Below are 22,974 nucleotides of genomic sequence, written 5' to 3' on the forward strand. Positions count from 1 at the left end.
CCGCCCCGCGAAGCGCCCGTCCGAATCGCTGGTGCTGTCGCTCCGATCCCCGCCCTCGGGGACTTTCGCCAGCCAGACCGGATTTTGTCCCGGCCGGGTGAGGTCGTGGTGCAGCGTCGCCGCCGCCTTGCCCGTGGACAGGCCGTCCCACAGGGCGGATGCGCCCCAGCCGTAGCCGGACACTGCGCCGATCCCGGTGATGTCGATGCCGTGAGAGCTCATCGTCGAAATCCGTTTCTTTTCGAGGTACGCGAACCGGATTCGGTTCGCTCCTCGATTTAGCCCCGCAAACCGGCATCAGGTCCAGTCGAGAAAAGGGACATACAGTCCGAAACGGACGTGAGTCGCCAACGGCACGTTGGTAAGTGGTTCAATCGGGTGTTGACCGTCCGCCTACGATCGCGAGGACCGAGCATGGCTCCAGGGGAGCGTGATGGCGTCGGCGACCCTCGATCGCTTCCCGCGTCGCCCGGACTCGCCGATCGTTACCGAGTTCTCGTCGAGCATTCACCGGACGCGATCGGTGTCCATCGACGCGGCATCCTCGTCTACCTCAACCCAGCCGGGATGCGGTATCTGCGCGCCGAGGATCCTGCGGACGTCGTCGGGCATCCGATCACGGAGTTCATCGCCACCGAATCGGTGGGACCCATGCTCGAGCGGATCTCTGCCCTCGACGCACACGGCACTGCCAGCGCCGCGTCGGAGGCAACGGTGCTGGCCCTCGACGGTACGACGCTGACGATGGAAGCGGTATCGGTGCGCACCGTGTGGAACGGTGAGGCGGCGTTCCAGGTCATTCTTCGGGATCTCACCGAACACAAGGCCGCGCAGAAGGCGCTGCAGAAGCAAGCCGCGCTGGTCGAGCACGTCAGCGATGCCATCATCGGTGTGTCAGCCGACGGTCTGGTCTCGAGTTGGAATCCTGCTGCGGAGTCGGTCTACGGGAGACCGGCAGCGGAGGTGCTCGGTCGTGACGTCTCGACGGCCGTAGGGGTGCCCTGCGACCCGGCCGCGATTCTCGCTGTCGGCGGCCGACTGTGCGATTCCCATCGGCGTGCGGACGGGTCGGCGCTCGCGGTGATCGTTTCGGCTGCTCAGATGCCCGACGGCTACGTGTTGGTCTGCGCCGACCAGAGTGCAGTACGCACAGTCGAGGAACATTTCACCGCGGTCGTGGAATCCCTGGAGGCAGGTGTCGTCGTTCTCGATCACACCGGCCGAATCGAATCGGCGAACCTGGCTGCGAAGACCATTCTCGACATTCAGGTCGGATTGGCGACTGCAGGGCAGGCGTCGGTGCTTCCGTTCCGGGTGTACGGCACCGACGAAGCGCCGATTCACCCGTTCGAGCATCCCGTCGCCGTCACCAGGAAAACCGGCGAGCCCTGCCAGGCGGTGATCGGGATCGAACGTCGCCGAGACGGCCGAAACTTCTGGCTGTCCTTGACGGCGACGATGCTCACCGCGGGCGACCCGACCCCCTCGGTCGTCGCGACGTTCGTCGACATCACCGACACCTATCGGATGAGCATGAAGCTCGAGCATGCGGCGACACACGACGATTTGACCGGATTGCCGAACAGGCCGTTGATCCTGGCTCGTCTGGACGAACAGCTGGCGGAGCCCGATCGCGAGGACTCCATGGCCGTGCTGTTCATCGACCTCGACAACTTCAAGACCATCAACGATCTGCACGGTCATACCGTCGGCGACGCCGTTCTGGGAGTGGTCGCAGACCGTCTGACGCGAGCTCTTCCGGCCGACGCCTTCGTGGGTCGGATCGGGGGCGACGAGTTCGTGGCGGTCGTGTCGCGTTGTGTGGGTACCGAGGCCGACGATGTTCGCGCCGAACTCGCCACACCTATCACGGCCGCCGGGCGGGTGTTGACGGTGACGGCGAGCATCGGTGGCGTCACCGTCGATCGCGACGACACCCGAAGTGCTTTGGACATACTCGACGATGCCGATCACGAGATGTACCAGGCCAAGCCTATTTCGCAGTACATTTCGCATTCATAACAACATCGGTAGCGATCTGTTGTATCTGTTACCAAAGGTACGCATGGTGCGTATGGGTCGGCCATACTTCTTCGGTGATATCGACCGTACGTAGGTTCCTGTTCGTCGTACCGATGGTGATCCTGGCGGTCGCCGGGCTGATGTTCTCCACTGCGGGAACCGGTGCCGCTGCACCCTCTGCGTGGCGCTACACGATGGTGGCGTTCAGCAACGACAGCGATCGAGACATGGATGTCTACGAATCCAGCGACGGCACCGACTTCACCGCACTGCAGACATCGGCGTACCGACCTCCGTCCGGTGTGGTGCGCGATGCGAGCATATTCCGGCACACCGACGGTATGTACTACGTGACGTACACGACGGGCGGCGGGGCGAACATCGGCTTCGCGCGCAGCAGCGACCGCGTGAATTGGACGTTCCTGCAGAACTTCCCGATCCCGTTCTGCTGCGCTTTCCTGCCGGGCACCGGAGCCGGCACCGGATCGGCCAGCCCGCCCGGATTCAGCGGATCGGCCGGATTCTCGGACGGACCGTCACTGTCTCCGTTCACCACGAAGGCATGGGCACCGGAGTGGTTCGTCGAGGGCGACCGCGTCAGCGTCATCGTGTCGCTGTCGACCGGCGGCGGGTTCGTCCCGTATCTGATGACGGCCATGGATCCGGGCCTGAGGATGTGGAACTTCCCGGTTCCGTTCGTCGGCATCGGTGCGGACCACATCGACACCACGGTGGTCAAAGTGGGGCCGACCTACCACGCACTCACCAAGAACGAGACCAACAAGGTCATCGAACACTGGACGGCACCGTCGTTGATCGGTCCGTACACCCTCGTCCCCATCCGCGATTTCGGACCACTGAAAGAAGGTCCGGCCGTCATCGAATTACCCGACGGCACATGGCGGTTGTACTACGACGACTACACCAACCGGAAGTACTTCTACTCCGACAGTACCGACGGGTTGAACACCTGGTCCGAGCCTCGGGAACTCCCGGGTGTGTCGGACACCGTCCGCCACATCGGTGTGATGAGAGAGCCCGCCTGACAGTGGTTTTCGTGTCAGTCGGTGGCTCCTGCGAGTGCTCGTAACCCGGCCGCGATGAACTCCCCGGTGGCCTCCGCGGCCTTGCCTGCACCGTCCCCGGTGTCGGAGCCCGACAGTGCGCGGTGGGTGATTCCCTCGCCGATCACTCCGAGCTTGAAATTGGCGAGGGCGAGGTAGAAGCCCCAATCGTGAAGATCCCGACCGGATCCCACTGCGTAGTGTTGCGCCAGGTCTGCCGCCGAGGGGTACCGATCGCTCGTCCACGCAGCGTCAGCGCCGAGGACTGCATCGAAGACCGGTTGACGATAGATGCACATCAACGCAACGTCGGTCAGGGGATCGCCGAGTGTCGACATCTCCCAGTCCACCACCGCGGCAACGGAACCGACGTCGTCGGCGTCGAGAATGGTGTTGTCGACCCGATAGTCGCCGTGCACGATGGACGACGCAGATCCTGCCGGTACTGCCGCTTCGAGCGCGCGATGCAGCCGTTCGACATCGGGTAGGTCGCGAGTCTTGACTCGTTCCCACTGCCGAGCCCACGTGGCGACCTGCCGCGAGACGAACCCGTCGGGTCGGCCGAAGGTGTCCAGGCCGACGGCAGCTGGATCAACCGCGTGTAGTCGCGCGAGAACTCGAACCAGCTCCGCGGCATTGGCAGTGACCTGCTCGTCCGTCAGATCGTCGAGATCCTCGCGCGTGCGGATCACCCGACCCGGGACGAACTCCACGACGGTCATGGGTGCACCAACGCAGAACCGTCTCGGTCGAACGCGACGGTTCGAGCGACCGGTACATCGGTGCCCGCCAGCGCCTCGGTGACGGCCCACTCTCGGGCCATGTCATGCGCGGAGGGCGTGAGCCCGCTGGTGGGAGGTCGACGGACGACCCAGGTCGAGGTGTCGTCGTACGCCCGGTAGGTGAGGTTGGACCGACCACCACTGATCATCTCGACCGACAGTGCGCCGTCGACGTCGATTCCGTGTCCGCGTAGGAACCGTTCCAGCGCATCGCGATTCATGCCCGGCAGTTCGCTCACGACTGTGCCTCCCACGCTGCGCGCTTGGCTGCACCGATCGTCCGTTTGGCGATTGCCCACCGGTGTACCTCGGACGGGCCGTCGTAGACGCGGAACGGGCGCACTTCGCGTGAGAGCCTGGCCAACGGAAGATCGTCGGAAACCCCGAGACCCCCACACATCTGGATGCTGCGGTCGACGATTCGGAAGATGGCCTCGGCCGCGAACGTCTTCGCGATCGACGTCTCGTTGGACGCGTGCCCACCTCGATCCAACTCGAAGCACGCCACCGTCAGCAGCGCCCTGGTGGCCGCGATGTCGATCTCGTTGTCCGCGACCATCTTCTGCACCATGCCAAGATCTCCGAGCTTGCCGCCGAACCCTTCACGTCGGGCCACCTGCGCGACGGCGATGTCGTGCGCACGGCGGGAGGCCCCGAGCCAGCGCATCACGTGCGTCATGCGGGCAGGCCCCAACCGCACCTGGGCGTAGGCGAATCCCTCGTCTACGGCACCGAGAACGTTCTCGTCGGGCACGAACGCGTTCTCGAAGAACACCTCGCAGTGACCGCCGATCATCGCTTTGTCCAGGGTGCCGATGTGTCGGCCGACCCTGATGCCCGCGGTGTCGGCGGGTGCCAGGAACATCGTGGCCCCGCCGCGATCACCGGGCGCGCCCGAGGTGCGGGCCATGATGATGAAGAAGCCTGCGCCGTCGCGCCGGTGATGAACATTTGTGCCCGTTGATCTTCCAGCCACCCTCGACCCGCTCGGCGGCGGTGGTGAGTGCCGCGGGATCGGAACCTGCCCCCGGCGCGGGTTCGGTCATCGCGAAAGCCGACCGCACGTCACCGCGCGCGAGCGGAGCGAGAAACTGCTCTTTCTGCGCTGCCGACGCGATGTGAGCGAGCATGTGGACGTTGCCCTCGTCGGGGGCGCCGAGGTTGAGGGCGATCGGACCGAACAACGAGTAGCCGGCTTCTTCGAACACCGGCGCGCGGTCGCTCATCGACAGCCCGTGGCCGCCGTATTCGACCGGCGCGTGCGGTGCGAACACGCCGGCGTCCTTTGCGGCCGCTTGCATTTCGACGCGCAGCTCGTCGCCCCCCGGCGTCGGCGATGTTGCCCAGGAATCGGTCTTCGATGGGAAGCACATGCTGGCGGGTGAACGTGCGCGTCCGATCGATCAGCTTCTCGATGTCGGGTTCGTACGTTAGATCGATGGCCACGATGCGCTCCCATTCCGATACCGACCGAACACTCGCTCGGTCACTGGAAGGTTGGCACAATCGCTCGGTCGGGTCAAGGATTTCTGGGCAGCTACTCGTGCCCGCCGGTCGCCGCACCGACCGTACGACGGGCAATGTCGAGATAGACCGCCACCAGTTCGCTCGGAGACAACGGCCCGTCCGGTCGGTACCACGTTGCCACGCCGACACACATCGTCGTGACGGCTCGGCTGGCGTCCCTCGGGTGCGGAGTGTCGAACAGGCCTGCATCGACACCGGCAGCGACGATCGCGTCGAGCAGCCGTTGTTCCTCGTCGCGTTTGGAAATGTAGGCGGCGCGATTCGCGGGATCGAGGCTGCGAATTTCCGTCGAGCACACGAAGGCGGCGTCGCGCCGGTGAATGTGGAACAGCAGCAGCGATTCGACGACGGCGTCGAAACGGTCACTCGGCGACGAACCGGCACCGGCCTCTGCCGATCGAGTTCGTTCCAAGAGCTCGTCCATCGACGCGTCCATGATGCCGACGAGCAGAGCCTGCTTCGACGGAAAGTGGTGGTAGAGGCCGGGAACGGACAGGCCCGCCCCTGCGGCGATCTGCCGGACCGACGTCCCGTGATAGCCCTGCTCCACGAACGTGTTCAACGCCGACGACAAGGCAGGGGAGAGGTTCGAGCCCTCGTACGTTCGCCAGGTGCGGGTCGCGGTCATTCGCCCACCGTAGATGGCGAAGCGACGCGGGTGGTCCCGGAAGCACCCGGTTGACACCTCTTCTGTGATCCGCAACACTACGGAGAACTGACCGAGCGAGTGTTCGGTCGGTACGGCCGGCCAGACCGACGCCCAATCGAAAGAGTCCTCGATGACCCTCACCATTCTCGACGCGTGGCGCGCCCGAGTGTCCCGGTCGCCCGATCGGCCTGCGCTGGCGTACTTCGATGCCGTTCTCACCGTCCGCGAGGTCGACGAGGCCTCCGACGCTCTCGCTGCCGCGTTCGCGGACCGCGGAGTGAACCCCGGCGACCGCGTCGGCATCTACCTGCAGAACGTTCCGCACTACGCACTGACGTTCTTGGCGCTGTGGAAGATCGGTGCCGTAGCTCTGATCCTGAATCCGATGTACCGCAACCGAGAACTGCGACACCTGCTCGACGACGCGGAGCCCGTAGCGCTCGTGTGCGACGAGTCGGATCTCGGCGAGCTCGAAACCTCGTTGCAAGGCAGTACGATTCGGTTCTTCGTGAGCACCAGCGGACTGGATCTGCAGACTCGCAACGATCCGCGAGTGTTCGCCGCGACGACGCGGGTCACGCCCACACCCGAGAACGACATGCTCGGCCTCGTCGAGGCCTACCGCGGTCGAATGCTGGACGACACCGCACCGCAGCCGGACGATCTTGCGCTGTTGGCATACACCTCCGGAACCACGGGGCCGCCCAAGGGGGCTCGGATCTCGCACGCCAACGCGTTCGCGACGGCCTCGGACTTCGGTGAGCGTGCGGGTACGGAGGACGGCGACGTCGTCTTCGCCGTCGCTCCGCTGTTCCACATCACCGGGGCCATGCTCGATGCTGCTGTGGCTCTGGTGCGCGACTGCGTGCTCGTGTTCGCTCACCGCTTCCACGCAGGCGTCACACTGGACGCTTTCGTCGAGCATCGAGTCACCTACACCATCGGATCCATCACCGTGTTCAACGCGATCTCCGAGAGCCCCGGCGCGGACCGCAGACATTTCGCCTCCGTCAAGGCGCTGTACTCCGGCGGCGCACCCATTCCGCCGGCCACCGTCTCCGCGTTCGAGGCGAAGTTCGGGTGCTACATCCACAACGCGTACGGAATGACCGAGACCACCGCAGGCGTGATCGCGGTACCGCCAGGACTCCGGGCACCGGTGGACGCGTCGAGTGGATCGTTATCCGTCGGACTGCCCCTCCCTCGCGTGCGGTTGCGCACACTCGATCCCACCGGGCTACCCACCGAAACGGGAGTAGCCGGCGAGTTGGAAGTGTCCGGGCCGCAGGTGGTCTCGGGGTACTGGCAGAACCCGGGGGCGTCGGCGTCGACGATGCCCGAAGGTCGCCTGCACACCGGGGACGTAGCGATCATCGACGAACAGGGCTGGGTCTATCTCGTCGACCGACTCAAGGACCAGATCAACGTCTCCGGATACAAGGTCTGGCCCCGAGAAGTCGAGGACGCCCTCTACGAACACCCGATGGTGTTCGAGGCAGCCGTGGTCGGTCGTCCCGACACCTATCAAGGGGAATCGGTGGTCGCGTACGTGTCGGTCCGCAGTGGTCCGGCCGTGACCACGGACGAGCTGATGGCCTTCGCGCGCGATCGGCTCGCTGCCTACAAACGTCCGAAAGAAATCCACATCATCGACGAGCTGCCCAAGACGCAGACCGGGAAGATTCGTCGCGCAGCACTCAAACCTGTTTCAACACAGACTCACTCGAGCGAAAGTGGCACCCCATGACCGTCGGATCACCCCGCGACACCCGCTCGACACCGGACATCTCCTCGCGGAAGAAGTCGTTGTTCGCCAGCACGATCGGCAACGTACTCGAATGGTACGAGTGGAGCGCCTACGCAGTGTTCGCGCCGTTCATCGCCGCGGCGATGTTCAGCCAGAGCGATCCGGTCTCGGCCCTGCTGTCGACGTTGGCGGTGTTCGCCGTCGGATTCCTGATGCGGCCGCTCGGCGGCATCGTGTTCGGCCGGATCGCAGACAAGAAGGGGCGCAAGTTCGTTCTCGTCACCACCATGCTGATGATGGCAGCCGGAAGCCTGCTGATCGGCATCATGCCCACCTACGGAGCGATCGGGGCCTGGGCATCGGTACTGCTGCTGCTCGCCCGCATCATGCAGGGTTTCGCGCACGGCGGCGAGTCGGCGACGGCCTACTCCTACGTCGGCGAGATCGCGCCACCGAACCGTCGAGGCATGTGGGGAAGCGTCGCGTTCGTCGCGATCTTCGGTGGCTCGGCACTGGCATACACGGTCGGTGGCGTCATCACCTTGACCCTGTCCGAATCTGCTGTCGGTCAATGGGGTTGGCGCATCCCGTTCCTGCTGGGTGCACTCCTGGCGCTGTTCGCTCTGTACCTGCGCAAGAACATGGACGAGAGCGACGTCTTCGATTCGGAACAGAACAAGGTGAAGCAGGCCCCGATCGCACGCAAGACCGTCGTGAAGGCGATCGTATTGATGATCGGAATGACGTCGGGAATCACGGCGGCGCACTACACCTGGACCTCCTACGTCTCGACGTTCGCCATCACACAGCGTGGGATGAACCCCGACACCGCGTACTGGATGCTGGTCATCGCTCAGTTGATCGCGTTGGTGTCGCTGCCGTTCTTCGGTCGTCTCTCGGATTCGATCGGTCGTCGGCCGATGCTGGCCGCCTTCGCCGTGCTGATGTTCGTTCTGCAGATCCCGCTGACGATGATGATCTCGACGCAGTGGTGGACGTTGCTGCTCCCGTCGACGGTTGCATTGCTCGTCATCGCCGTTCCGGCTTCGATCCTGTCGTCGACACTGTCGGAGAGCTTTCCCACCCGACTCCGCACGCAGGCAATCGGATTCGCCTATTCGTTCTCGGTGGCGGTATTCGGCGGAACTGCGCCCTATCTCAACCAACTCTTCCTCGGCCTCGATCTGGGTTGGGTGTTCGGCGTGTACATCATGTTCCTGGCCGCGATGACCGGTGTCGCGTGCTTCTTCATGAAGGAAACCAAGGGAATTCGACTCGAAGATGTCTGAACCGACTTCGGTCGAGCTTGCTCCTGACGTGACGTGAGGTTCTACCGTCTGATTCATGAACAACAACGGTCCGATCACCTGGGGAATCGGTGACGTCGCGCGTCGAACCGGCGTCACCGAACGTACGTTGCGGTACTACGAGGAACTGGGTTTGCTCGCCCCCGACCGAGACGGCGGGGGCAGGCGTCGGTACGGCGGGGGAGACCTCGATCGGCTGTACCGAATTCGGTTGCTCCGAGAATTGGGTACACCGCTTGCCGATGTCGATCCGGAAGCGATGGACCTCCAGCACCTGACGCGGCAGCATCTGACCGACCTGGACCATCGGATGGCACAGCTCGCCCGGGTGCGCGAACGGGTTCGGGCGGTCGAGGACCGGCTTCTGCAGGGCGCTCAGCCGGGAGACGACGCCTTGTTGGACCTGCTGTCGGGCCTGTCGACCGACGAGCCGGCGGTGACCAGGCGTACCACCTTGCTCGTCTATCGAGACATCGCGGCAGCCCATTCCTACCTCGTCGACGTTCTGGGACTCGCACCGGGACCGATCGAATACGACGGCGACCGAGCAGTCCACGGCGAGGTTCACGCCGGTGACGGTGTTGTCTGGTTGCACCGCGAGGCTCCTGAACATCGGATGGTGTCGCCCCTGACCAACGGCATGGTCACCGCCTCGCTCGCTGTCCTGATCGACGACGTGGACACCCATCATGGACGGGTGTCCGCAACCGGCGCAGCAATCGACTACGCGCCCACCGACATGCCCTACGGCGTCAGGGAGTACGGCGTTCGTGATCTCGAGGGTCACCTGTGGTCCTTCCAGACGCCGATCTCGGAACCGGTTGCGTCCTGAATCCGTTTGTCCCTCAGCGGATTCGTGGGTGATCGAGCAATGAGGTCGATGCAGTATCGGCGAGGTCACTGCCTCCCAGAAGACGCATGAGCAGAAGGCCGTCGAGCATCGCCACGGCAGCTGCCGCTTCCGTTCGTCGATGGTGCGCGTCGCCGACCACGAAGCCCCCGAGCCATTCGATCCAGCCCTCGACCAAGTGCGAGGCCACAGATCTGTATGGCTCGAGTCCTGCTGTTGCTTGTCCGATCGCCTCGAAGTACAGACCGAACAGCGGATCGTACTCAGGCTGTGCCACAACCGGCCACGCCGTCGCGACCAGCGCGCGGTGATCCCTCATCGGCGTCGAGAACGCCGCGGCCAACACGGTTTGCAATCGATCTCCGACTACCGACAGCACAGACGTGACGAGGTCGTCCTTCGTCGGGAAGTAGTAGACGACCGTGCGATCGCTGATCTTCAAGCGCGCTGCGAGTCTGCCGAAGGTCAAGCGGCTCAGGCCCCCTTCCAGGGCGGCCTCCAGTGCCACGGACAGCATCTCCTCGCGTGAATGTCTCTTGACCACTCCTTGATTGTAGTGGCCACTACAGGTAGCTTGAGTTGTAGTGACCACTACAACTCAAGGGAGACGTCATGCGTACACGTTCGACTCCATTGCTCGCACTGTCGGTTCTGCGATCGACCGCCGGAGTGGTCTCGTGGGTGAGTCCAGCGCATTCGTGGCGTGCCTTCGGTCTCGGACCCATGCGTCAAGCCGGAAGCGCGGGGGTGGCGACGCGTCTGTTCGGAGTTCGCGATCTCGCGCTGGGAATGGCACTGCACCACCCATCCGCAGACGTTCGCAGAGCAGCTGTGGAGGCCGGGATCGCGATCGATGTTCTCGACGTCGCGGCAAGTGTGATCGGACGTCGTGCGGGCGCGCCCGCGGCGAGTCTGGCCGGAGTGGCCGCCGGCGCAACGCTGTTCGTCGTGCTGGGCGTGACGATCATCGCGGACTCGGATTCCTGGTGATCATCCGGTCAGCGCGTCGGTATCGGTCGCCGCCTGTCGGACATCCTCGGTCGGGGTGACGTATTTCGTGAAGCACGGCTAGCTTGGACGGCATGCGTCGGCTGGGCGCGGTGGATATCCGACAGAAGGGCGAACTCCCATGACCGATGACACGCTGGCCGACTTCGAGCGAACCGAGTTCACCGCGGACGGGCGGACCGCGCCGGTGTATCGCATCGGAACCGGACCGGCCGTGATCGTGATGTCGGAAATGCCGGGCATCACTCCGAGGGTCGCGGACTTCGCGAGAACCGTTGCCGGAATCGGCTGTACGGCCGTTGTTCCGCACCTGTTCGGAGTCGACGGCAAGGATCCGCTGGCCGCCCCGCTGGGACCGCTCGGCACCGTGGCCACCATGTCCCGCGCCATGGTGCCGGCGTGCATCAGCCGCGAATTCACCATCCTGGCCACCGGCAGATCGTCGCGCATCGTGGTGTGGTTGCGCGCTCTGGCAACGCAGGAGCACGAGCGCTGCGGCGGACCGGGCGTCGGTGCCATCGGAATGTGCTTCACCGGCGGATTCGCTCTTGCGATGGCAGCGGACGATCGACTGATCGCACCGGTGCTCTCGCAGCCCTCACTTCCGTTCGCGGCATCGAAGTCTCGCGGTAGGTCCATCGACATCACCCCCGGCGACCTCGACAAGGTGAAGAGTCGTTGTGCGGCAGGCGAGCTCACGGTCCTGGGGATGCGTTTCGAAGGCGACAAGATGTGCCCGCCCGCGCGATTCCAATGGTTGCGCGAGCAGCTCGGCGACGCATTCGTCTCGGTGGAACTGCCCGACTCCGCCTTCAACCCGGAAGCATTCGGACCGCCGCATTCGGTCGTCACCGAAGGACTGATCGATGCTCCGGGGGAGCCGACACGGCAGGCGTTGGATCAGGTGCTCGACCTGTTCCGTAGTCGGTTGCTCCCGACAGAGTGAGTAGATCGCTGTCTCGCCCCTGCCGAGTACCGAGCAACTCGGTCAGCGAGCCACGAATTCACGACCACGGAACGGTGGCCTGCAGAACCGCCTCCTTCAACGCGCCGGTCCGCAGTGCCGTCACCGCCTGGTAATCGGGATCGGCCACCATGTCGCTGAACGCCTTGCGCGAGGGGTACTGCACCAGCAGAACCGCATCCCAGGCCTGACCGTCGTCGGCTACCAATGCCGTCGAGCCGTCGCCCGCATACAGCACCGTCGCGCCGTAGCGCGGGAGGAACGTCTCGTCCAGTGCTTTCGCATACTCTGCGTACGAATCGCGGCCACCGTCGGCGAACCGCAGCAGGTTGAGCATCACCACAGGCCCACCGGGGTCTTCTTCCAGATAGCGCCTGAGGTCTCTTCCGCGGGGATCGACAGCCATCGATCGAGTATGCGTCAGCCGACGATCCGATGGAAGAGGAAATTGCCACCGCGCACGCGCCACCGACGGCACCACGCATCGAAAATCCAGCACGGACGGCGGCGAAGGGCCTCCGAATGCAGATACAACCGACAGTATCGGTGACACCGCCGGGCTGTTGGCCATGGCGGTTGTCATGGGAGCGCGCTCGTTTTTTGTCCGGGTGACAGGTCCTCGGGACAGTCGACCGCTCGTTCAGCGAGTCGATCCGCTGTTCGATGCCGAGACGGTGGTTCCATGGTCAGCGGTAGAACTTGTAGAGCGGGAAACCAGTGACTCGATGAATGGGAAGTGTGTCGTCCATGGCCGATGTTGAGAAAGTGACCGTATTCGGAACTGGAGTGCTCGGTTCGCAGATCATGATGCAGGCGGCGTACCATGGGAAAACCGTTGTGGGATTCGATATTTCAGACGAATTGTTGGCCAAACTGCCGGATCGCTGGGAATGGATGCGCGGATACTACAAGCGCGACCTGAAGACCTTCGACGAGGCACGTTTCGACGAGGCCATCGAATCCATCACGACCACCACCAGCGTCGCGGAAGCCGTTTCGGACGCCGACCTGGTGATCGAAGCGGTTCCGGAGGATCTCGAGCTGAAGAAACGTGTCTGGTCGGATATCGGCGCGTCCGCCCCGCCGAGAACTATCTTCGTGACCAACTCGTCGTCGCTACTGCCCAGCAGCTTTGCGGACGCCACCGGGCGGCCGGAGAAATTTCTCGCACTGCACTTCGCCAATCTCGTGTGGCGGTACAACACAGGTGAGGTGATGGCAACTGCTGCAACAGATCCCGTTCACTTCGACACCGTACTGAACTTCGCTTCCGAGATCGGTCTCGTTCCCGTTCCGGTCCGAAAGGAAGTACCGGGATACGTGTTGAACAGTCTGTTGATTCCGCTGCTGCAAGCAGGAGCCAACCTCTACGTCGGCGGTGTTGCCAATCCTGCCGATATCGACAATGTGTGGCGAATAGCCACCGGGGCGCCCGCCGGTCCGTTCCAGATATACGACACGGTCGGCTTCAACGTCGCAGCACACATCGCGCGCGCAAGCGGTGGCGAGGATCAAGTGAAATTCGCCGATATGCTGCAAAAGGGCATCGACGCGGGAAAGACAGGCCTCGGGGACGGAGAGGGTTTCTACACGTACGATTCCGACGGCCGGCGACTCGATGCTGTCGAGTCGTGGAACATCAACTGAAAGCGCTCGATCTGTGTCTCATTCCGATGGAAGAGACTGTTGTCGAGGTACGGCCGGACAGCTTCCCGTCGTAGCCCGTCGCGCACCGCAGCGATGGCCGCCGAGCCGGATCAACCGAGTTGCCGCAGTTGAATCGCGGTGTCGAGCGCCAGCCGATGCCACGCCGATCGCGGATCTCGGCCGGTCAGTTCCTGGGCTCGGCGCAGTCGATAACGCAGCGTTTGCGGATGCACATGCAACTGTGCCGCTGCGGCCGTGGCGGTGCCGGTGGCGATGAAGCCGAAAGGCCCTCGAGGATATGCGCATTCGCGGCCTCGATGAGCGAGCCGAGTACGGTGCGCACCACCTCGCTCGTGTCCGCGGTGGGCCGCGCGGTCAACAGTGCCAGCAGCTGCCCGTCGCCGGTGTCGAGCACGGCACGATCGTCGAACGCATGCTCCGGTGCCGTGTCCAGAGCATCGGAAGCGAGCCTCCACGCGCCGCTGACAGCGGCAATGGTCGACAGCTCCACGAGGCATCCACGCACACCGGTCGCTCGGGACGCGCCGTCGGCACGGTCTCGACCGATCGAGGACGGCAGCAGCAGGATCGCCCGCTGCTCGCGTCGGGTGCACAGGTGACTGCGCGTCGTCGACGGCGCGGTGCGATCGGGCGGCGCGAGTCCCAGTGCGAGAACCAGAGATTCGATGGTGTCATCGGTCAGTGCTCTGCCCGCGCTTGTCATTTCCACCACCAGTAGATTCGGGTGACCGGACAGTTCGAGGTCGAGTTCGCGGGCGCGATCGGCCACCGCTCCGGGCGAGTTGTGTCTGTTCGCCAGCAGGTCGTCGAGCAAGAGGGCGTGAGCCTGCGCCCGATTGGATGTGAGTTGTTCGCGCGCAACGATGTAAGCGCCGATGATCTCCTCGGATATCGCGTCGATGGCGTCGAGCACGCCCAGGCTGAGATCGGCGATGTCCGGTGGGTCGAGCGCATCGAGGTACTCGGTCGCCACGTGCCGAACGAACACGCTCGATGCAACTCGATAGGCTCTGAGCACGTCGGCCAACGGTCGGCCGTCGGCGGCGCGAGCCGCACCGATCGCGCGAAATCGACTGTGATCACGTCCGTCGAGAGCCGGATCGCCGCCTGCCCACAGCGTCATCAGGCGACGCAGCGACCAGTAGGCGATCGCCTCGACATCGGCCGACTGCGGACCGTCCAGGGTGCGGTAGACCGGAATTGCATCCCGCACGGCCTGCACTGCCGACGCCACCACAGCCACCAGTTCCGCTTCGATCTCGGCGACCACCGCGGCCCGGGCTCGGTACATCGCGGCATCGTCTCATACTTGTCGGTGGCTGATGAACCGTATTGTCAACGAAGCCGATTTCCTTGAGTTCCGGCGCCCACGACAGCACAGTCGAGGGAGACAGTCGGGTCGAGCAGAAGAGTGGGGCAATGGACGCAGACGTGATCGTGGTGGGTGCAGGCTTGGCCGGACTGGTGGCGACCGCCGAACTGGCCGACGCCGGAAAACGGGTGCTCCTCCTCGACCAGGAGCCCGAGCAGAACCTGGGCGGTCAAGCGTTCTGGTCCCTGGGCGGTCTGTTCATGGTCGACACCCCGGAGCAGCGACGCATGGGCATCAAGGATTCCGCGGAGCTTGCGTGGCAGGACTGGCTCGGCACCGCTACCTTCGATCGCGGCATCGACGATCCGGCCGGCGAGGACTACTGGGGACACCAGTGGGCGCGCGCGTACCTCGACTTCGCGGCAGGGGAGAAGCGCTCCTGGCTGCACGCGCAGGGCGTGCGGTGGGTACCCATAGTCGGGTGGGCCGAACGTGGTGGCTACCTCGCCGAGGGACACGGGAATTCGGTTCCGCGGTTCCACCTGACCTGGGGTACCGGGCCCGGGGTTGTCGCACCGTTCGAGCGGCGCGTGCGGGAGGCCGCCGACAAGGGATTGGTGCGCTTCGGTTTTCGTCACCGCGTCGACGAGTTCATCGTCAGTGCAGGCACAGTTGAGGGAGTTCGCGGCGTAGTTCTCGAACCCAGTGCCGCGGAACGAGGTTCGGGTAGTACCCGCGTCGAGGTGGGCGAGTTCGAGCTGCGTGCCGGAGCCGTGCTCGTCACCGCGGGCGGCATCGGAGCCAACCACGACATGGTGCGGGAGAACTGGCCGGCACGGTTGGGAACGGCTCCGAAGTCTCTGATCTCCGGAGTCCCCGAACACGTCGACGGCCGCATGCTCGGCATCACCGAGAAAGTCGGTGGACGTCTGGTCAACAAGGACCGCATGTGGCATTACACCGAGGGCATCAAGAACTGGAATCCGATCTGGAAGAATCACGGAATCAGAATCATTCCCGGCCCGTCGTCCATGTGGTTCGACGCGCGTGGTCGACGGTTCCCGGTGCCCAATTTTCCCGGATTCGATACCCTCGGAACGTTGAAAGCCATCCAGGACAGTGGATTCGACTACTCCTGGTTCGTTCTGACGCAGAAGATCATCGAGAAGGAGTTCGCGCTCTCGGGATCGGAGCAGAATCCGGACATCACCGGCAAGAACCTCAAGCTCGTCCTCGGTCGAGTGCTGCCCGGTGCCAGCGGACCGGTCGAGGCGTTCAAGAAGAACGGAGAGGATTTCGTCGTCGCCGACACCCTCGCCGAACTCGTCCAGGGCATGAACAGGATCTCCGGCGAAAATCTGATCGACCTCGTCGATCTGAAGCGGCAGATCGAGGCCCGCGACCGTGAGGTCGACAACCCGTTCACCAAGGACCTGCAAATCTCCGCAATCCACAACTCGCGTCGTTCGCGCGGAGAACGCATCGCGCGTACCGCCTCGCCGCACAAGATTCTCGATCCCAAGTCTGGTCCGTTGATTGCCGTGCGTCTGAACATCATCACGCGGAAAACGTTGGGTGGCATCCAAACCGACCTGCAGGGCCGGGTTCTCGATGGCGACGGACACGCGATCGACGGGCTGTGGGCGGCCGGTGAGATCGCAGGATTCGGCGGCGGCGGTGTGCACGGGTATCGCTCACTGGAGGGAACCTTCCTCGGTGGGTGCATCTTCGGCGGCCGTCAGGCGGGACGCGCGATCGCCGCGCAGGCGTGACGGTGGCCCTCAGAATCGGTCGTCCCGCGCTGCCGGGTCCGGCGGAGATCGCCACCACTGAGTCGGCGGGTCCCCATTCGCCGGTGACAGTGTCGTTTCTCGGTGTCAGCACCGTGCTCTTCGACGACGGCCGATCGGCGATCCTCACCGACGGCTTCTTCTCGCGACCGTCGCTTCCGAAAACCCTCGTACGACCGCTGCGGTCGGACATGGGGCGCATCGATGCAGCCCTACGCAGAGCGGGGATCACCACGCTCGACGCGGTGCTGTGTGCCCACTCGCACTACGATCACGCACTCGACTCGGCGGCGGTAGCGCTGCGTACCGATGCAGTTCTGGTCGGCGGTTCCTCGACCGGGTTCATCGGGCAGGGCTCCGGGCTCCCGGACGACCGGATCGTCGTGGTCGCGAACGACGAGACAACGGTGCAGGGCAACTTCGCCGTCACGTTCGTCGAATCGGTTCACTCGTATCCGGATCGGGCGCACGGAACGATCGAGCGGCCACTGACCCAGCCCGCTCGGGTGCGCGAGTACCGATGCGGGGAGGCATGGTCGATGCACATCGAACACGTTCCCAGCGGCCGTACGGCACTGGTGCACAGCAGCGCCGGTTTTCGTTCCGGCATGCTCGAAGGCCGCCGTGCCGACGTGGTCTACCTCTCGATAGGGCAACTCGGTCGACGGCCGCGCGCGTTCATCGAGCAGTACTGGCAGGAGACGGTCGTGGCGGTCGGTGCCCGACGCGTGGTGTTGACGCACTGGGACAACTTCTTTCGGTCCCTGGACGAACCACTGCAAGCGCTCGCGTACGTCTTCGACGACATGTCTGCCTCCGTCGATGTGCTGAACGCCTGCGCGCGGAGAGACGACATCGACCTCGAATTGCCGACCCTGTGGCGACGCGCGGATCCGTGGGCGGAACGAGCCTGACACCGACCCTGCACGCGGGCTGACGATCACAGATCGTCGAGGGTGACCAAGCCGTCCTGCAGCGCCCGGGCCACGAGCGACGCTTTGGTCGGTGCAGCCCGACCGACAGTGGCGTACTTCGCGCGAATTCGAGTCAGGTGGGTATTGACCGTGCCGAGTGCGATGTGCAGGACCGCACACACTTCTTGTTTGGAGTCGCAGCGCAACCACGCATCCAGGACCGCGATTTCGCGCGCGGTGAGTCCTGGATCGGCGAATGTCGCCGCTTCCTTCTGGGACCTGGGTGTGTCGGTGCCGGAAGTCACGGCGGTCCTGGCCCGCACGGTCGATGCACTGCGGCGCGGCGCGAACCTCTGCGCCGGGTGGATCGCGGTACCGGACGCAGCCTGAATCGTGGTCGACACACCTGTACTCGTCACTCGCATTGCATCCGACCCCCGTTGTCCGACTTGGGTGTTTCGAGTATCCGACCACGCGAGAAAATATGAAACAACACCAATGGCTTCGAGGCGGAACACGGCATTGGAGACTTTTATCGACCTAGCTTTATTTGCTTGTAAAGTCAGCGGTTCATGACACGATTGCTATAGTTCACTATCCACCGGGTCGAATATCGTAGGCGGTCGTCGTTGAGTCCGAAATCCACACCCCGCGAAGAACTGCTCCTGGCGGGCTCACGATTGCTGACCGATCTCGATATGTCGGTGCTGGCCAGATCGTTGTCGATTGCCTCTCTCGTGGAAGAAGCCGGTCTGTCGCATCAGACCTTTCACAACGCGTACCCCGGGTCCTCCCGTGCCGGGGAGCGTGGTGGCAAGGAAGCGTTCGTCGAGGACCTGCTCGCGCACGTGACCCTGCGATACACGAGACCCGACGACGCAGAGCATCCCTCGTCGGATCTCGCGTCCTACTTCGAACAACTGACCTCAGGTCTGCTGCGCAGGAGAATGATCGGCGCGATGATCGCCTCCGACCATGCCGGAGCGCGATCGTCGTTGGCACCCGAATTCGCAGCCATGGACGCCGCCGTCGAGGACGCCGTCCGCCACAAGCTCCGTGCGCTCGGTGGTTCGGTGAGAACGCCACTCACAGTGACCGGACTGTCCATGGTCCTCGTCGCTCTGCTCGACGGGCTCGCCTTCCGTGAAACCATCACGCCGGGAACGGTACCCACGTCTCGGGCGTCCGCGGCCGTCGAATCGCTGCTGGATTGGGCGGTGGACCCGGTTCACTCGGATCGTCGTGAACGCATCGCGGGACCGGCGGACGCGCCTGCTTCTCTCGAGGGTCTCGATCATGCGAGGGCCGACATCGAATCCGATGTCATCGCGGCGACCGAGACGTTGTTCGCGGCACACGGATATTTCTCGGTCACCCTCGCCGACATCGCAACTGCCTCCTCGCTCACTGTTGCCGATCTCAAACGCCTGTTCCCGAGCAAGGTCGACATCATCGTTGCCGCACTGACGCCCGAATTCGAACGCGTCCTCCGGCTGGGTCGGGCGGATGCCCGACTGGAGGTGGAACCCATTGCTGCCCTGGAGCGTTCGGTCAATCGGCTTGCGGAGTTCGTGGCGCGCAACCGGTCGATGAGCTCGGGGATGTTGCTGGCCCTGAGCTTCGAACAGTTTCACGAGCCGAGCACCGTCACCACCGTTCGGGAGCAACTCCCACTGCCCTCGGCGCTCACCCCGATCCTCGAACGTGGCCAGCGTCGAGGCGACTTCGGTACCGAGGCGTCGGCGAGCGATCTTGCGACGATACTCGCCAACAACGTGGTGATCAGATCCGTCTCGCGGTCCGAGGAAGGCCCGGAAGAAGTCTCCGACTACGTCCTGCGGGTGTTTCTGTCAGGGATACGCGCACGTTGAGCGGACCCGCGGGCCCGGACAGCTACGAGTCGGCGTCGGCCCGGGGTACCTCGAAGGCGAGCAGTGCAACGTCGTCCTGCAGGCCGTCCCCGAAGGAGGCCAGCAGAGCCGTGAGGTCGTCGACGATCTTCGGTGCCGTCGTCGGACCCTTTCTGGCAGCGAAGGATTCGAGGCCACCGTCGTCGTCGAAGCGTGTGCGTCCGGGGCCGACTATTGCTTCGGTCAATCCGTCGGTGTAGAAGGCCATGACGTCGCCGGGTCGCAGGGTCACCGATGCCGATGCGAAGTGCGGCTCGGCCAACGCTCCGACCAACTGTCCACCGGTGGTGTCGACGAAGTCCACGACGGCGTCGCGAGTGATGCGCAGTGCCGGGGGATGTCCGCCGCTGGCGAGGTGTATCTCGGCGCCGTCCGGTCCCGGAGTGATGGTGCCGAACACCACCGTGCAGAAACGTGGGTCGTCGCCGTGAAACTCGTGGTGCAGAACGGTATTGAGGTTTTCGAGCACCGAGATCGGGTTGCGGTCGAACACTGCTGCGGCGCGCAGGGTGTACCGGGTCAGTGAGGTCACGGCGGCGGCTCCGGCACCCTTACCGCTCACGTCGCCGAGGAAGAATCCCCACGTCTGCTTGTCGAGGGGGAACACGTCGTAGAAGTCGCCACCGACCTCGTCGATGGACGCGGGGTGATAGTGGGCTGCCACGTTCATGCCCGTCGGAGCGGACAGTATCGGCGGCAGCAGAGTGCGTTGCAGCGTCGACGCCAGAATCTGCACCTGCGTTTTCTCCGCCTCGGCCTGCTTGCGTGCTTCCTCCGAAGCACCCAATGCGTCCTGTGATCTGTCCAGAGCAGCCTCGGCGTTGTCCTGGGCGGCCTCGGCATTGTCGCGGGCGTCGATCAGATCCTTCTCACGCAGATGGCGTTCGGTCTCGTTGTGCAGCGTCATCGTAACCGTCACGGCCCCCGCGGGCGTGCGCAGACTGTTGGCCAGTATCGATACGGCTATCGCGGCACGTCGATCGGGTGCGACGGTCAACTTCGCCGTCGCTCCGATCGGTGAGTCCGATCCCGATGTCGACGCAACATCCATCAGGCTGTCAGCATCGGCTCGAACTCGATCGTGAACAGGTCGGTGACGGTCGTCCCGACGAGCGCCTCGCGGCTGCGCGCGGTGATCCGAGCGGCGGCCGCGTTGGCGTACAGAATTCGCGAGGTGGCGACGTCGACCGAGAACACCCCGCACGGTGCGGTGTCGAGTAGATCAGCAGCCGTGGCCGACATGGGGACTCCCTTCGGTCATGACGAGCGGGTGGCGGATCTGGAGCGGTCGGCTGTGACCGGATCGGTCCACACAGCTGTCACCACGGTGCCGAAACCGGGTCGATGGTCGACGAGGAGGTCGTCGGCTACCGCGGCTGCGAGTTGTAGACCGTGCCTGCGATTGGTCGTCGGCGTCGGTGGACGCCACGTCCCGGTGTCGGAGATCGTCACTGTCAGTGTCCGGTGTTCGTAGGCGGCGGTGATCGTCATCGTCCCGGGCTCGGGCACCGATCGATACGCGTGTTCGACGACGTTCGCCAGTGCCTCGTAGACACCGAGGACGATGTCGTCCACCAGATCGTTGCTGACTCCGAGTTCGAGGGTCCAATGGTGCAATCGGCGCCGGATGGCAGTAGCCACGGCGGGCTCGGCCGGAGCGGTGTGGCTCCAGCGCAGGGGAAACGGTGTTCGGCCATTCTCGGTCATGACAGGAGTCCGAATCGGTACCGGCCGGTCATCGGTCGACTTCGGCGTCGAGAGCTGCCGACCTGACGTGGGCCACTGCGTCGGGCAGGGTCGTGAAAGTCGCCATCACCCGATCGATTCCGCTGAGCTGCACAGGCCGAACCACGACTCCGTCGACCGCCACCAGCGCCATTCGCGAGGCGTCGGGGAGTCGATCGCACACTCGCACCAGCACCGTGATCGCGCTCGACGAGAGGAAGCTGACGTCCGTCAGGTCCACCACGAGTCCACCTCGAGCGGTGTCGGCAGCGGGAAACGCTACGGCCGACAGTTCCGGGATGGTGTCGAGATCGAGTTCGCCTCGAACGGTGAGCACCTGGGTCGCGTCGTGGGCTGCCGCCACGATCTCGAAGGGGGCTCCGGTCGGCTCGTCTGGCATATGCCCGACGTTACCTGTTGTCGAGTCGGATTCACGACCGAAACGTGTCGACGAACAGGTCGCCTGCGCCCAGTACTTCCAGGACCATGCGGACCGATCGGGCAGGTGCGAGCACGGCGATTTTGCCCGGATGTACGTAGGTGGCGTCGATGATCGCATTGGCGACGCCGGAGTACATGAACGACACCTCCGACAGATCGACCGAGACCCGATCGGACGTAGCGGCCAGGCGGTCGAGGCTGTGCACGAATTCGGCCCGGGTGGACATGTCGAGTTCGCCCGACGCGCGCAGTGTGTTGTGGCCGTCCGGTCGCACGACGGTCTCGACTCGGAACACGCCCTCGTCGTCGCGAATGGAGCGTTCCATGGTTGCGGTGCTGGTCAACATGTCGTTACCTCTTCCCCGAAGCGCTCGTCCCGGTCGGTTTGCCCGCCCGGTATCGATGCTGAGTTGTTGTGCTTTCAACGATGTCAGTGCGTAATTGCAGAAGACTTCGCCGCAGATCTCGAACCAGTAACGAAATATCTCGTTTCAATAACGGCGCTACCGAGTCAGCACGTCGATGAGTGAACCGGTGATCTTTTTCTTCATCCAGCCACGCACGCCTCGCTGGCCCAGCGCTGCCCGGGCAGCATTGAGGCCGGCTGCTCCGTGCACTCCGCCACCCGGATGCGCCGATGCCGAACCCAGGAACAGCCCCTCCACCGGCGTTTCCGACCGCCCCAGTCCCGGCGTCGGTCGAAATATCAACTGCTGCTGCAGCTGCGCGGTTCCGCCGTTCACCGCGCCACCGTGCAGATTGGCGTCGGCACCGTACAGGTCGCTCGGTCCTTGCACGACCCGCCCGACGACCGAATCGAGAAAACCCGGTGCGTGGGCCTCGAGGACGTCGTCCACCCGATCCGCCACGGTGTCGGCGGCCGCGTCGTCGACGACGCCCCTCGGCAGATGTGTGTAGGCCCAGGCGCTTTCGGTGCCCTCCGGTGACCTGCTCCGATCGGCGGTGGTCATCTGGCCGAACAGCATGAACGGGCTGCGAGGAAGAACTCCGGTGGTGAGATCTGCCGCCCAGTGCACGAGGCCGTTGTCGTCCGCACCGAGATGGACGGTGCCGGCATCGGCCAAAGACGGTGAGTTCCAGGGTATTCGGCGATCGAGCGCGTAGTTCACCTTGACCACCGGGGTGTCCCATTCGAAGGTGCGCAAGTCCTCGTGCACTCGGCGAGGTACGGCGTCGAACGGAAGTAGCGAACCGTACAGGGCCGGCGCGGACACGTCGGCAATGATCGCCCTGCGCGCCCGAAACGTGTCTCCGGCCGCGGCGTGCACGGCAC

The 22,974-nt window shown here is 64.3% G+C and carries 23 protein-coding genes and 3 pseudogenes; 11 read left to right on the forward strand and 15 right to left on the reverse strand.

The window, feature by feature from the left end:
* Positions 1-222, reverse strand: a pseudogene (locus tag RHBS_RS09125) (hypothetical protein); the annotation flags it as partial.
* Between the two features lie 192 nt (positions 223-414).
* On the opposite strand from RHBS_RS09125, the gene RHBS_RS09130 reads away from it, so the two are divergent.
* Positions 415-2,022 (forward strand): bifunctional diguanylate cyclase/phosphodiesterase, encoded by a 1,608-nt coding sequence (locus RHBS_RS09130; RefSeq protein ID WP_128645392.1) that lies wholly within the window; start codon positions 415-417, stop codon positions 2,020-2,022.
* Positions 2,023-2,135: 113 nt separating this feature from the next.
* On the forward strand, positions 2,136-3,068 hold the full coding sequence (locus tag RHBS_RS09135; RefSeq protein ID WP_121870565.1) for an arabinofuranosidase: 933 nt from the start codon (positions 2,136-2,138) through the stop codon (positions 3,066-3,068).
* Between the two features lie 14 nt (positions 3,069-3,082).
* Here the strand turns inward: RHBS_RS09135 and RHBS_RS09140 are convergent.
* The 3 genes and pseudogenes from RHBS_RS09140 to RHBS_RS09150 form a co-directional block, all read right to left on the reverse strand.
* A pseudogene (locus RHBS_RS09140) lies at positions 3,083-4,089 on the reverse strand (phosphotransferase family protein).
* A 14-nt stretch (positions 4,090-4,103) separates the two neighbouring features.
* Positions 4,104-5,314: pseudogene (locus RHBS_RS09145) on the reverse strand (acyl-CoA dehydrogenase family protein).
* Positions 5,315-5,405: 91 nt separating this feature from the next.
* The gene (locus tag RHBS_RS09150; protein WP_128645393.1) at positions 5,406-6,023 is read right to left on the reverse strand and encodes a TetR/AcrR family transcriptional regulator; all 618 of its coding nucleotides are present in this window, start codon (positions 6,021-6,023) and stop codon (positions 5,406-5,408) included.
* Between the two features lie 151 nt (positions 6,024-6,174).
* On the opposite strand from RHBS_RS09150, the gene RHBS_RS09155 reads away from it, so the two are divergent.
* Genes RHBS_RS09155 through RHBS_RS09165 form a run of 3 tightly spaced genes read left to right on the forward strand, consistent with a single transcriptional unit; the run spans position 6,175 to position 9,930 of the window.
* Positions 6,175-7,791: a class I adenylate-forming enzyme family protein gene (locus tag RHBS_RS09155; protein WP_128645394.1), complete on the forward strand. Its 1,617-nt coding sequence runs from the start codon at positions 6,175-6,177 to the stop codon at positions 7,789-7,791.
* Positions 7,788-9,080 (forward strand): MFS transporter, encoded by a 1,293-nt coding sequence (locus RHBS_RS09160; protein ID WP_128645395.1) that lies wholly within the window; start codon positions 7,788-7,790, stop codon positions 9,078-9,080. The genes RHBS_RS09155 and RHBS_RS09160 overlap by 4 nt, the downstream gene beginning before the upstream one ends.
* Before the next feature lie 55 nt (positions 9,081-9,135).
* Entirely contained in the window at positions 9,136-9,930 is a 795-nt protein-coding gene (locus tag RHBS_RS09165; RefSeq protein WP_032394251.1) for a MerR family transcriptional regulator, read from the forward strand.
* 13 nt (positions 9,931-9,943) lie between these two features.
* Here the strand turns inward: RHBS_RS09165 and RHBS_RS09170 are convergent, their stop codons facing one another.
* Positions 9,944-10,492 carry a TetR/AcrR family transcriptional regulator gene (locus RHBS_RS09170; RefSeq protein ID WP_128645396.1) on the reverse strand — a complete coding sequence of 183 codons (549 nt, stop codon included), beginning with the start codon at positions 10,490-10,492 and terminating at the stop codon, positions 9,944-9,946.
* 68 nt (positions 10,493-10,560) lie between these two features.
* Between RHBS_RS09170 and RHBS_RS09175 the strand changes: the two genes are divergently transcribed.
* Both RHBS_RS09175 and RHBS_RS09180 read left to right on the forward strand, forming a co-directional pair.
* Positions 10,561-10,938 carry a hypothetical protein gene (locus RHBS_RS09175; RefSeq protein ID WP_045196123.1) on the forward strand — a complete coding sequence of 126 codons (378 nt, stop codon included), beginning with the start codon at positions 10,561-10,563 and terminating at the stop codon, positions 10,936-10,938.
* A gap of 139 nt (positions 10,939-11,077) precedes the next feature.
* Complete coding sequence (locus tag RHBS_RS09180; RefSeq protein ID WP_128645397.1) at positions 11,078-11,902, forward strand: dienelactone hydrolase family protein; 825 nt, start codon at positions 11,078-11,080, stop codon at positions 11,900-11,902.
* Positions 11,903-11,960: 58 nt separating this feature from the next.
* Here the strand turns inward: RHBS_RS09180 and RHBS_RS09185 are convergent, their stop codons facing one another.
* Positions 11,961-12,326 carry a DUF1330 domain-containing protein gene (locus RHBS_RS09185; RefSeq protein ID WP_032394254.1) on the reverse strand — a complete coding sequence of 122 codons (366 nt, stop codon included), beginning with the start codon at positions 12,324-12,326 and terminating at the stop codon, positions 11,961-11,963.
* A gap of 341 nt (positions 12,327-12,667) precedes the next feature.
* Between RHBS_RS09185 and RHBS_RS09190 the strand changes: the two genes are divergently transcribed.
* Entirely contained in the window at positions 12,668-13,567 is a 900-nt protein-coding gene (locus RHBS_RS09190; RefSeq protein WP_128645398.1) for a 3-hydroxyacyl-CoA dehydrogenase, read from the forward strand.
* Between the two features lie 110 nt (positions 13,568-13,677).
* Here RHBS_RS09190 and RHBS_RS09195 read toward each other — a convergent pair whose 3' ends face one another.
* Positions 13,678-13,800: a helix-turn-helix domain-containing protein gene (locus RHBS_RS09195; RefSeq protein ID WP_237669124.1), complete on the reverse strand. Its 123-nt coding sequence runs from the start codon at positions 13,798-13,800 to the stop codon at positions 13,678-13,680.
* The gene (locus RHBS_RS09200) at positions 13,752-14,879 is read right to left on the reverse strand and encodes a hypothetical protein (protein WP_128645399.1); all 1,128 of its coding nucleotides are present in this window, start codon (positions 14,877-14,879) and stop codon (positions 13,752-13,754) included. The genes RHBS_RS09195 and RHBS_RS09200 overlap by 49 nt, the downstream gene beginning before the upstream one ends.
* Before the next feature lie 128 nt (positions 14,880-15,007).
* On the opposite strand from RHBS_RS09200, the gene RHBS_RS09205 reads away from it, so the two are divergent.
* Entirely contained in the window at positions 15,008-16,672 is a 1,665-nt protein-coding gene (locus RHBS_RS09205; protein ID WP_094631553.1) for an FAD-binding dehydrogenase, read from the forward strand.
* A 2-nt stretch (positions 16,673-16,674) separates the two neighbouring features.
* Positions 16,675-17,604 (forward strand): MBL fold metallo-hydrolase, encoded by a 930-nt coding sequence (locus RHBS_RS09210; protein WP_128645400.1) that lies wholly within the window; start codon positions 16,675-16,677, stop codon positions 17,602-17,604.
* A 26-nt stretch (positions 17,605-17,630) separates the two neighbouring features.
* Here RHBS_RS09210 and RHBS_RS09215 read toward each other — a convergent pair whose 3' ends face one another.
* Positions 17,631-18,029 (reverse strand): LuxR C-terminal-related transcriptional regulator, encoded by a 399-nt coding sequence (locus RHBS_RS09215; protein WP_121870552.1) that lies wholly within the window; start codon positions 18,027-18,029, stop codon positions 17,631-17,633.
* Positions 18,030-18,233: 204 nt separating this feature from the next.
* Between RHBS_RS09215 and RHBS_RS09220 the strand changes: the two genes are divergently transcribed.
* Positions 18,234-19,475: a TetR/AcrR family transcriptional regulator gene (locus RHBS_RS09220; RefSeq protein WP_121870551.1), complete on the forward strand. Its 1,242-nt coding sequence runs from the start codon at positions 18,234-18,236 to the stop codon at positions 19,473-19,475.
* Positions 19,476-19,497: 22 nt separating this feature from the next.
* On the opposite strand, the gene RHBS_RS09225 is transcribed toward RHBS_RS09220, so the two are convergent.
* The 6 genes from RHBS_RS09225 to RHBS_RS09250 form a co-directional block, all read right to left on the reverse strand.
* Positions 19,498-20,565 (reverse strand): PP2C family protein-serine/threonine phosphatase, encoded by a 1,068-nt coding sequence (locus RHBS_RS09225; RefSeq protein WP_128645401.1) that lies wholly within the window; start codon positions 20,563-20,565, stop codon positions 19,498-19,500.
* Positions 20,565-20,756 carry a PAS domain-containing protein gene (locus tag RHBS_RS09230; RefSeq protein ID WP_128645402.1) on the reverse strand — a complete coding sequence of 64 codons (192 nt, stop codon included), beginning with the start codon at positions 20,754-20,756 and terminating at the stop codon, positions 20,565-20,567. Before RHBS_RS09230 ends, RHBS_RS09225 begins: the two co-directional genes overlap by 1 nt.
* A gap of 15 nt (positions 20,757-20,771) precedes the next feature.
* Positions 20,772-21,221, reverse strand: coding sequence for an ATP-binding protein (locus tag RHBS_RS09235; RefSeq protein WP_128645403.1), 450 nt, complete (start codon positions 21,219-21,221; stop codon positions 20,772-20,774).
* A gap of 28 nt (positions 21,222-21,249) precedes the next feature.
* A complete protein-coding gene (locus RHBS_RS09240) occupies positions 21,250-21,639 on the reverse strand; it encodes an STAS domain-containing protein (protein ID WP_121870548.1) in 390 nt (129 codons plus the stop codon).
* A gap of 31 nt (positions 21,640-21,670) precedes the next feature.
* On the reverse strand, positions 21,671-22,027 hold the full coding sequence (locus RHBS_RS09245) for an STAS domain-containing protein (RefSeq protein WP_121870547.1): 357 nt from the start codon (positions 22,025-22,027) through the stop codon (positions 21,671-21,673).
* A gap of 156 nt (positions 22,028-22,183) precedes the next feature.
* On the reverse strand, positions 22,184-22,974 hold a 791-nt coding region (locus RHBS_RS09250), incomplete at its 5' end, for a phytoene desaturase family protein (RefSeq protein ID WP_374700561.1).

Origin of the sequence: Rhodococcus sp. BS-15, from assembly GCF_000813105.1 — a bacterium.
GTDB lineage: Bacteria > Actinomycetota > Actinomycetes > Mycobacteriales > Mycobacteriaceae > Rhodococcoides.

Coding starts and splice junctions, on each gene's coding strand:
- RHBS_RS09130 (WP_128645392.1), top strand. CDS start 415: ATGGCTCCAGGGGAGCGTGATGGCGTCGGCGACCCTCGATCGCTTCCC.
- RHBS_RS09135 (WP_121870565.1), top strand. CDS start 2,136: ATGGTGATCCTGGCGGTCGCCGGGCTGATGTTCTCCACTGCGGGAACC.
- RHBS_RS09150 (WP_128645393.1), bottom strand. CDS start 6,023: ATGACCGCGACCCGCACCTGGCGAACGTACGAGGGCTCGAACCTCTCC.
- RHBS_RS09155 (WP_128645394.1), top strand. CDS start 6,175: ATGACCCTCACCATTCTCGACGCGTGGCGCGCCCGAGTGTCCCGGTCG.
- RHBS_RS09160 (WP_128645395.1), top strand. CDS start 7,788: ATGACCGTCGGATCACCCCGCGACACCCGCTCGACACCGGACATCTCC.
- RHBS_RS09165 (WP_032394251.1), top strand. CDS start 9,136: ATGAACAACAACGGTCCGATCACCTGGGGAATCGGTGACGTCGCGCGT.
- RHBS_RS09175 (WP_045196123.1), top strand. CDS start 10,561: ATGCGTACACGTTCGACTCCATTGCTCGCACTGTCGGTTCTGCGATCG.
- RHBS_RS09180 (WP_128645397.1), top strand. CDS start 11,078: ATGACCGATGACACGCTGGCCGACTTCGAGCGAACCGAGTTCACCGCG.
- RHBS_RS09185 (WP_032394254.1), bottom strand. CDS start 12,326: ATGGCTGTCGATCCCCGCGGAAGAGACCTCAGGCGCTATCTGGAAGAA.
- RHBS_RS09190 (WP_128645398.1), top strand. CDS start 12,668: ATGGCCGATGTTGAGAAAGTGACCGTATTCGGAACTGGAGTGCTCGGT.
- RHBS_RS09200 (WP_128645399.1), bottom strand. CDS start 14,879: ATGTACCGAGCCCGGGCCGCGGTGGTCGCCGAGATCGAAGCGGAACTG.
- RHBS_RS09205 (WP_094631553.1), top strand. CDS start 15,008: ATGGACGCAGACGTGATCGTGGTGGGTGCAGGCTTGGCCGGACTGGTG.
- RHBS_RS09215 (WP_121870552.1), bottom strand. CDS start 18,029: ATGCGAGTGACGAGTACAGGTGTGTCGACCACGATTCAGGCTGCGTCC.
- RHBS_RS09225 (WP_128645401.1), bottom strand. CDS start 20,565: ATGGATGTTGCGTCGACATCGGGATCGGACTCACCGATCGGAGCGACG.
- RHBS_RS09230 (WP_128645402.1), bottom strand. CDS start 20,756: ATGTCGGCCACGGCTGCTGATCTACTCGACACCGCACCGTGCGGGGTG.
- RHBS_RS09235 (WP_128645403.1), bottom strand. CDS start 21,221: ATGACCGAGAATGGCCGAACACCGTTTCCCCTGCGCTGGAGCCACACC.
- RHBS_RS09240 (WP_121870548.1), bottom strand. CDS start 21,639: ATGCCAGACGAGCCGACCGGAGCCCCCTTCGAGATCGTGGCGGCAGCC.
- RHBS_RS09245 (WP_121870547.1), bottom strand. CDS start 22,027: ATGTTGACCAGCACCGCAACCATGGAACGCTCCATTCGCGACGACGAG.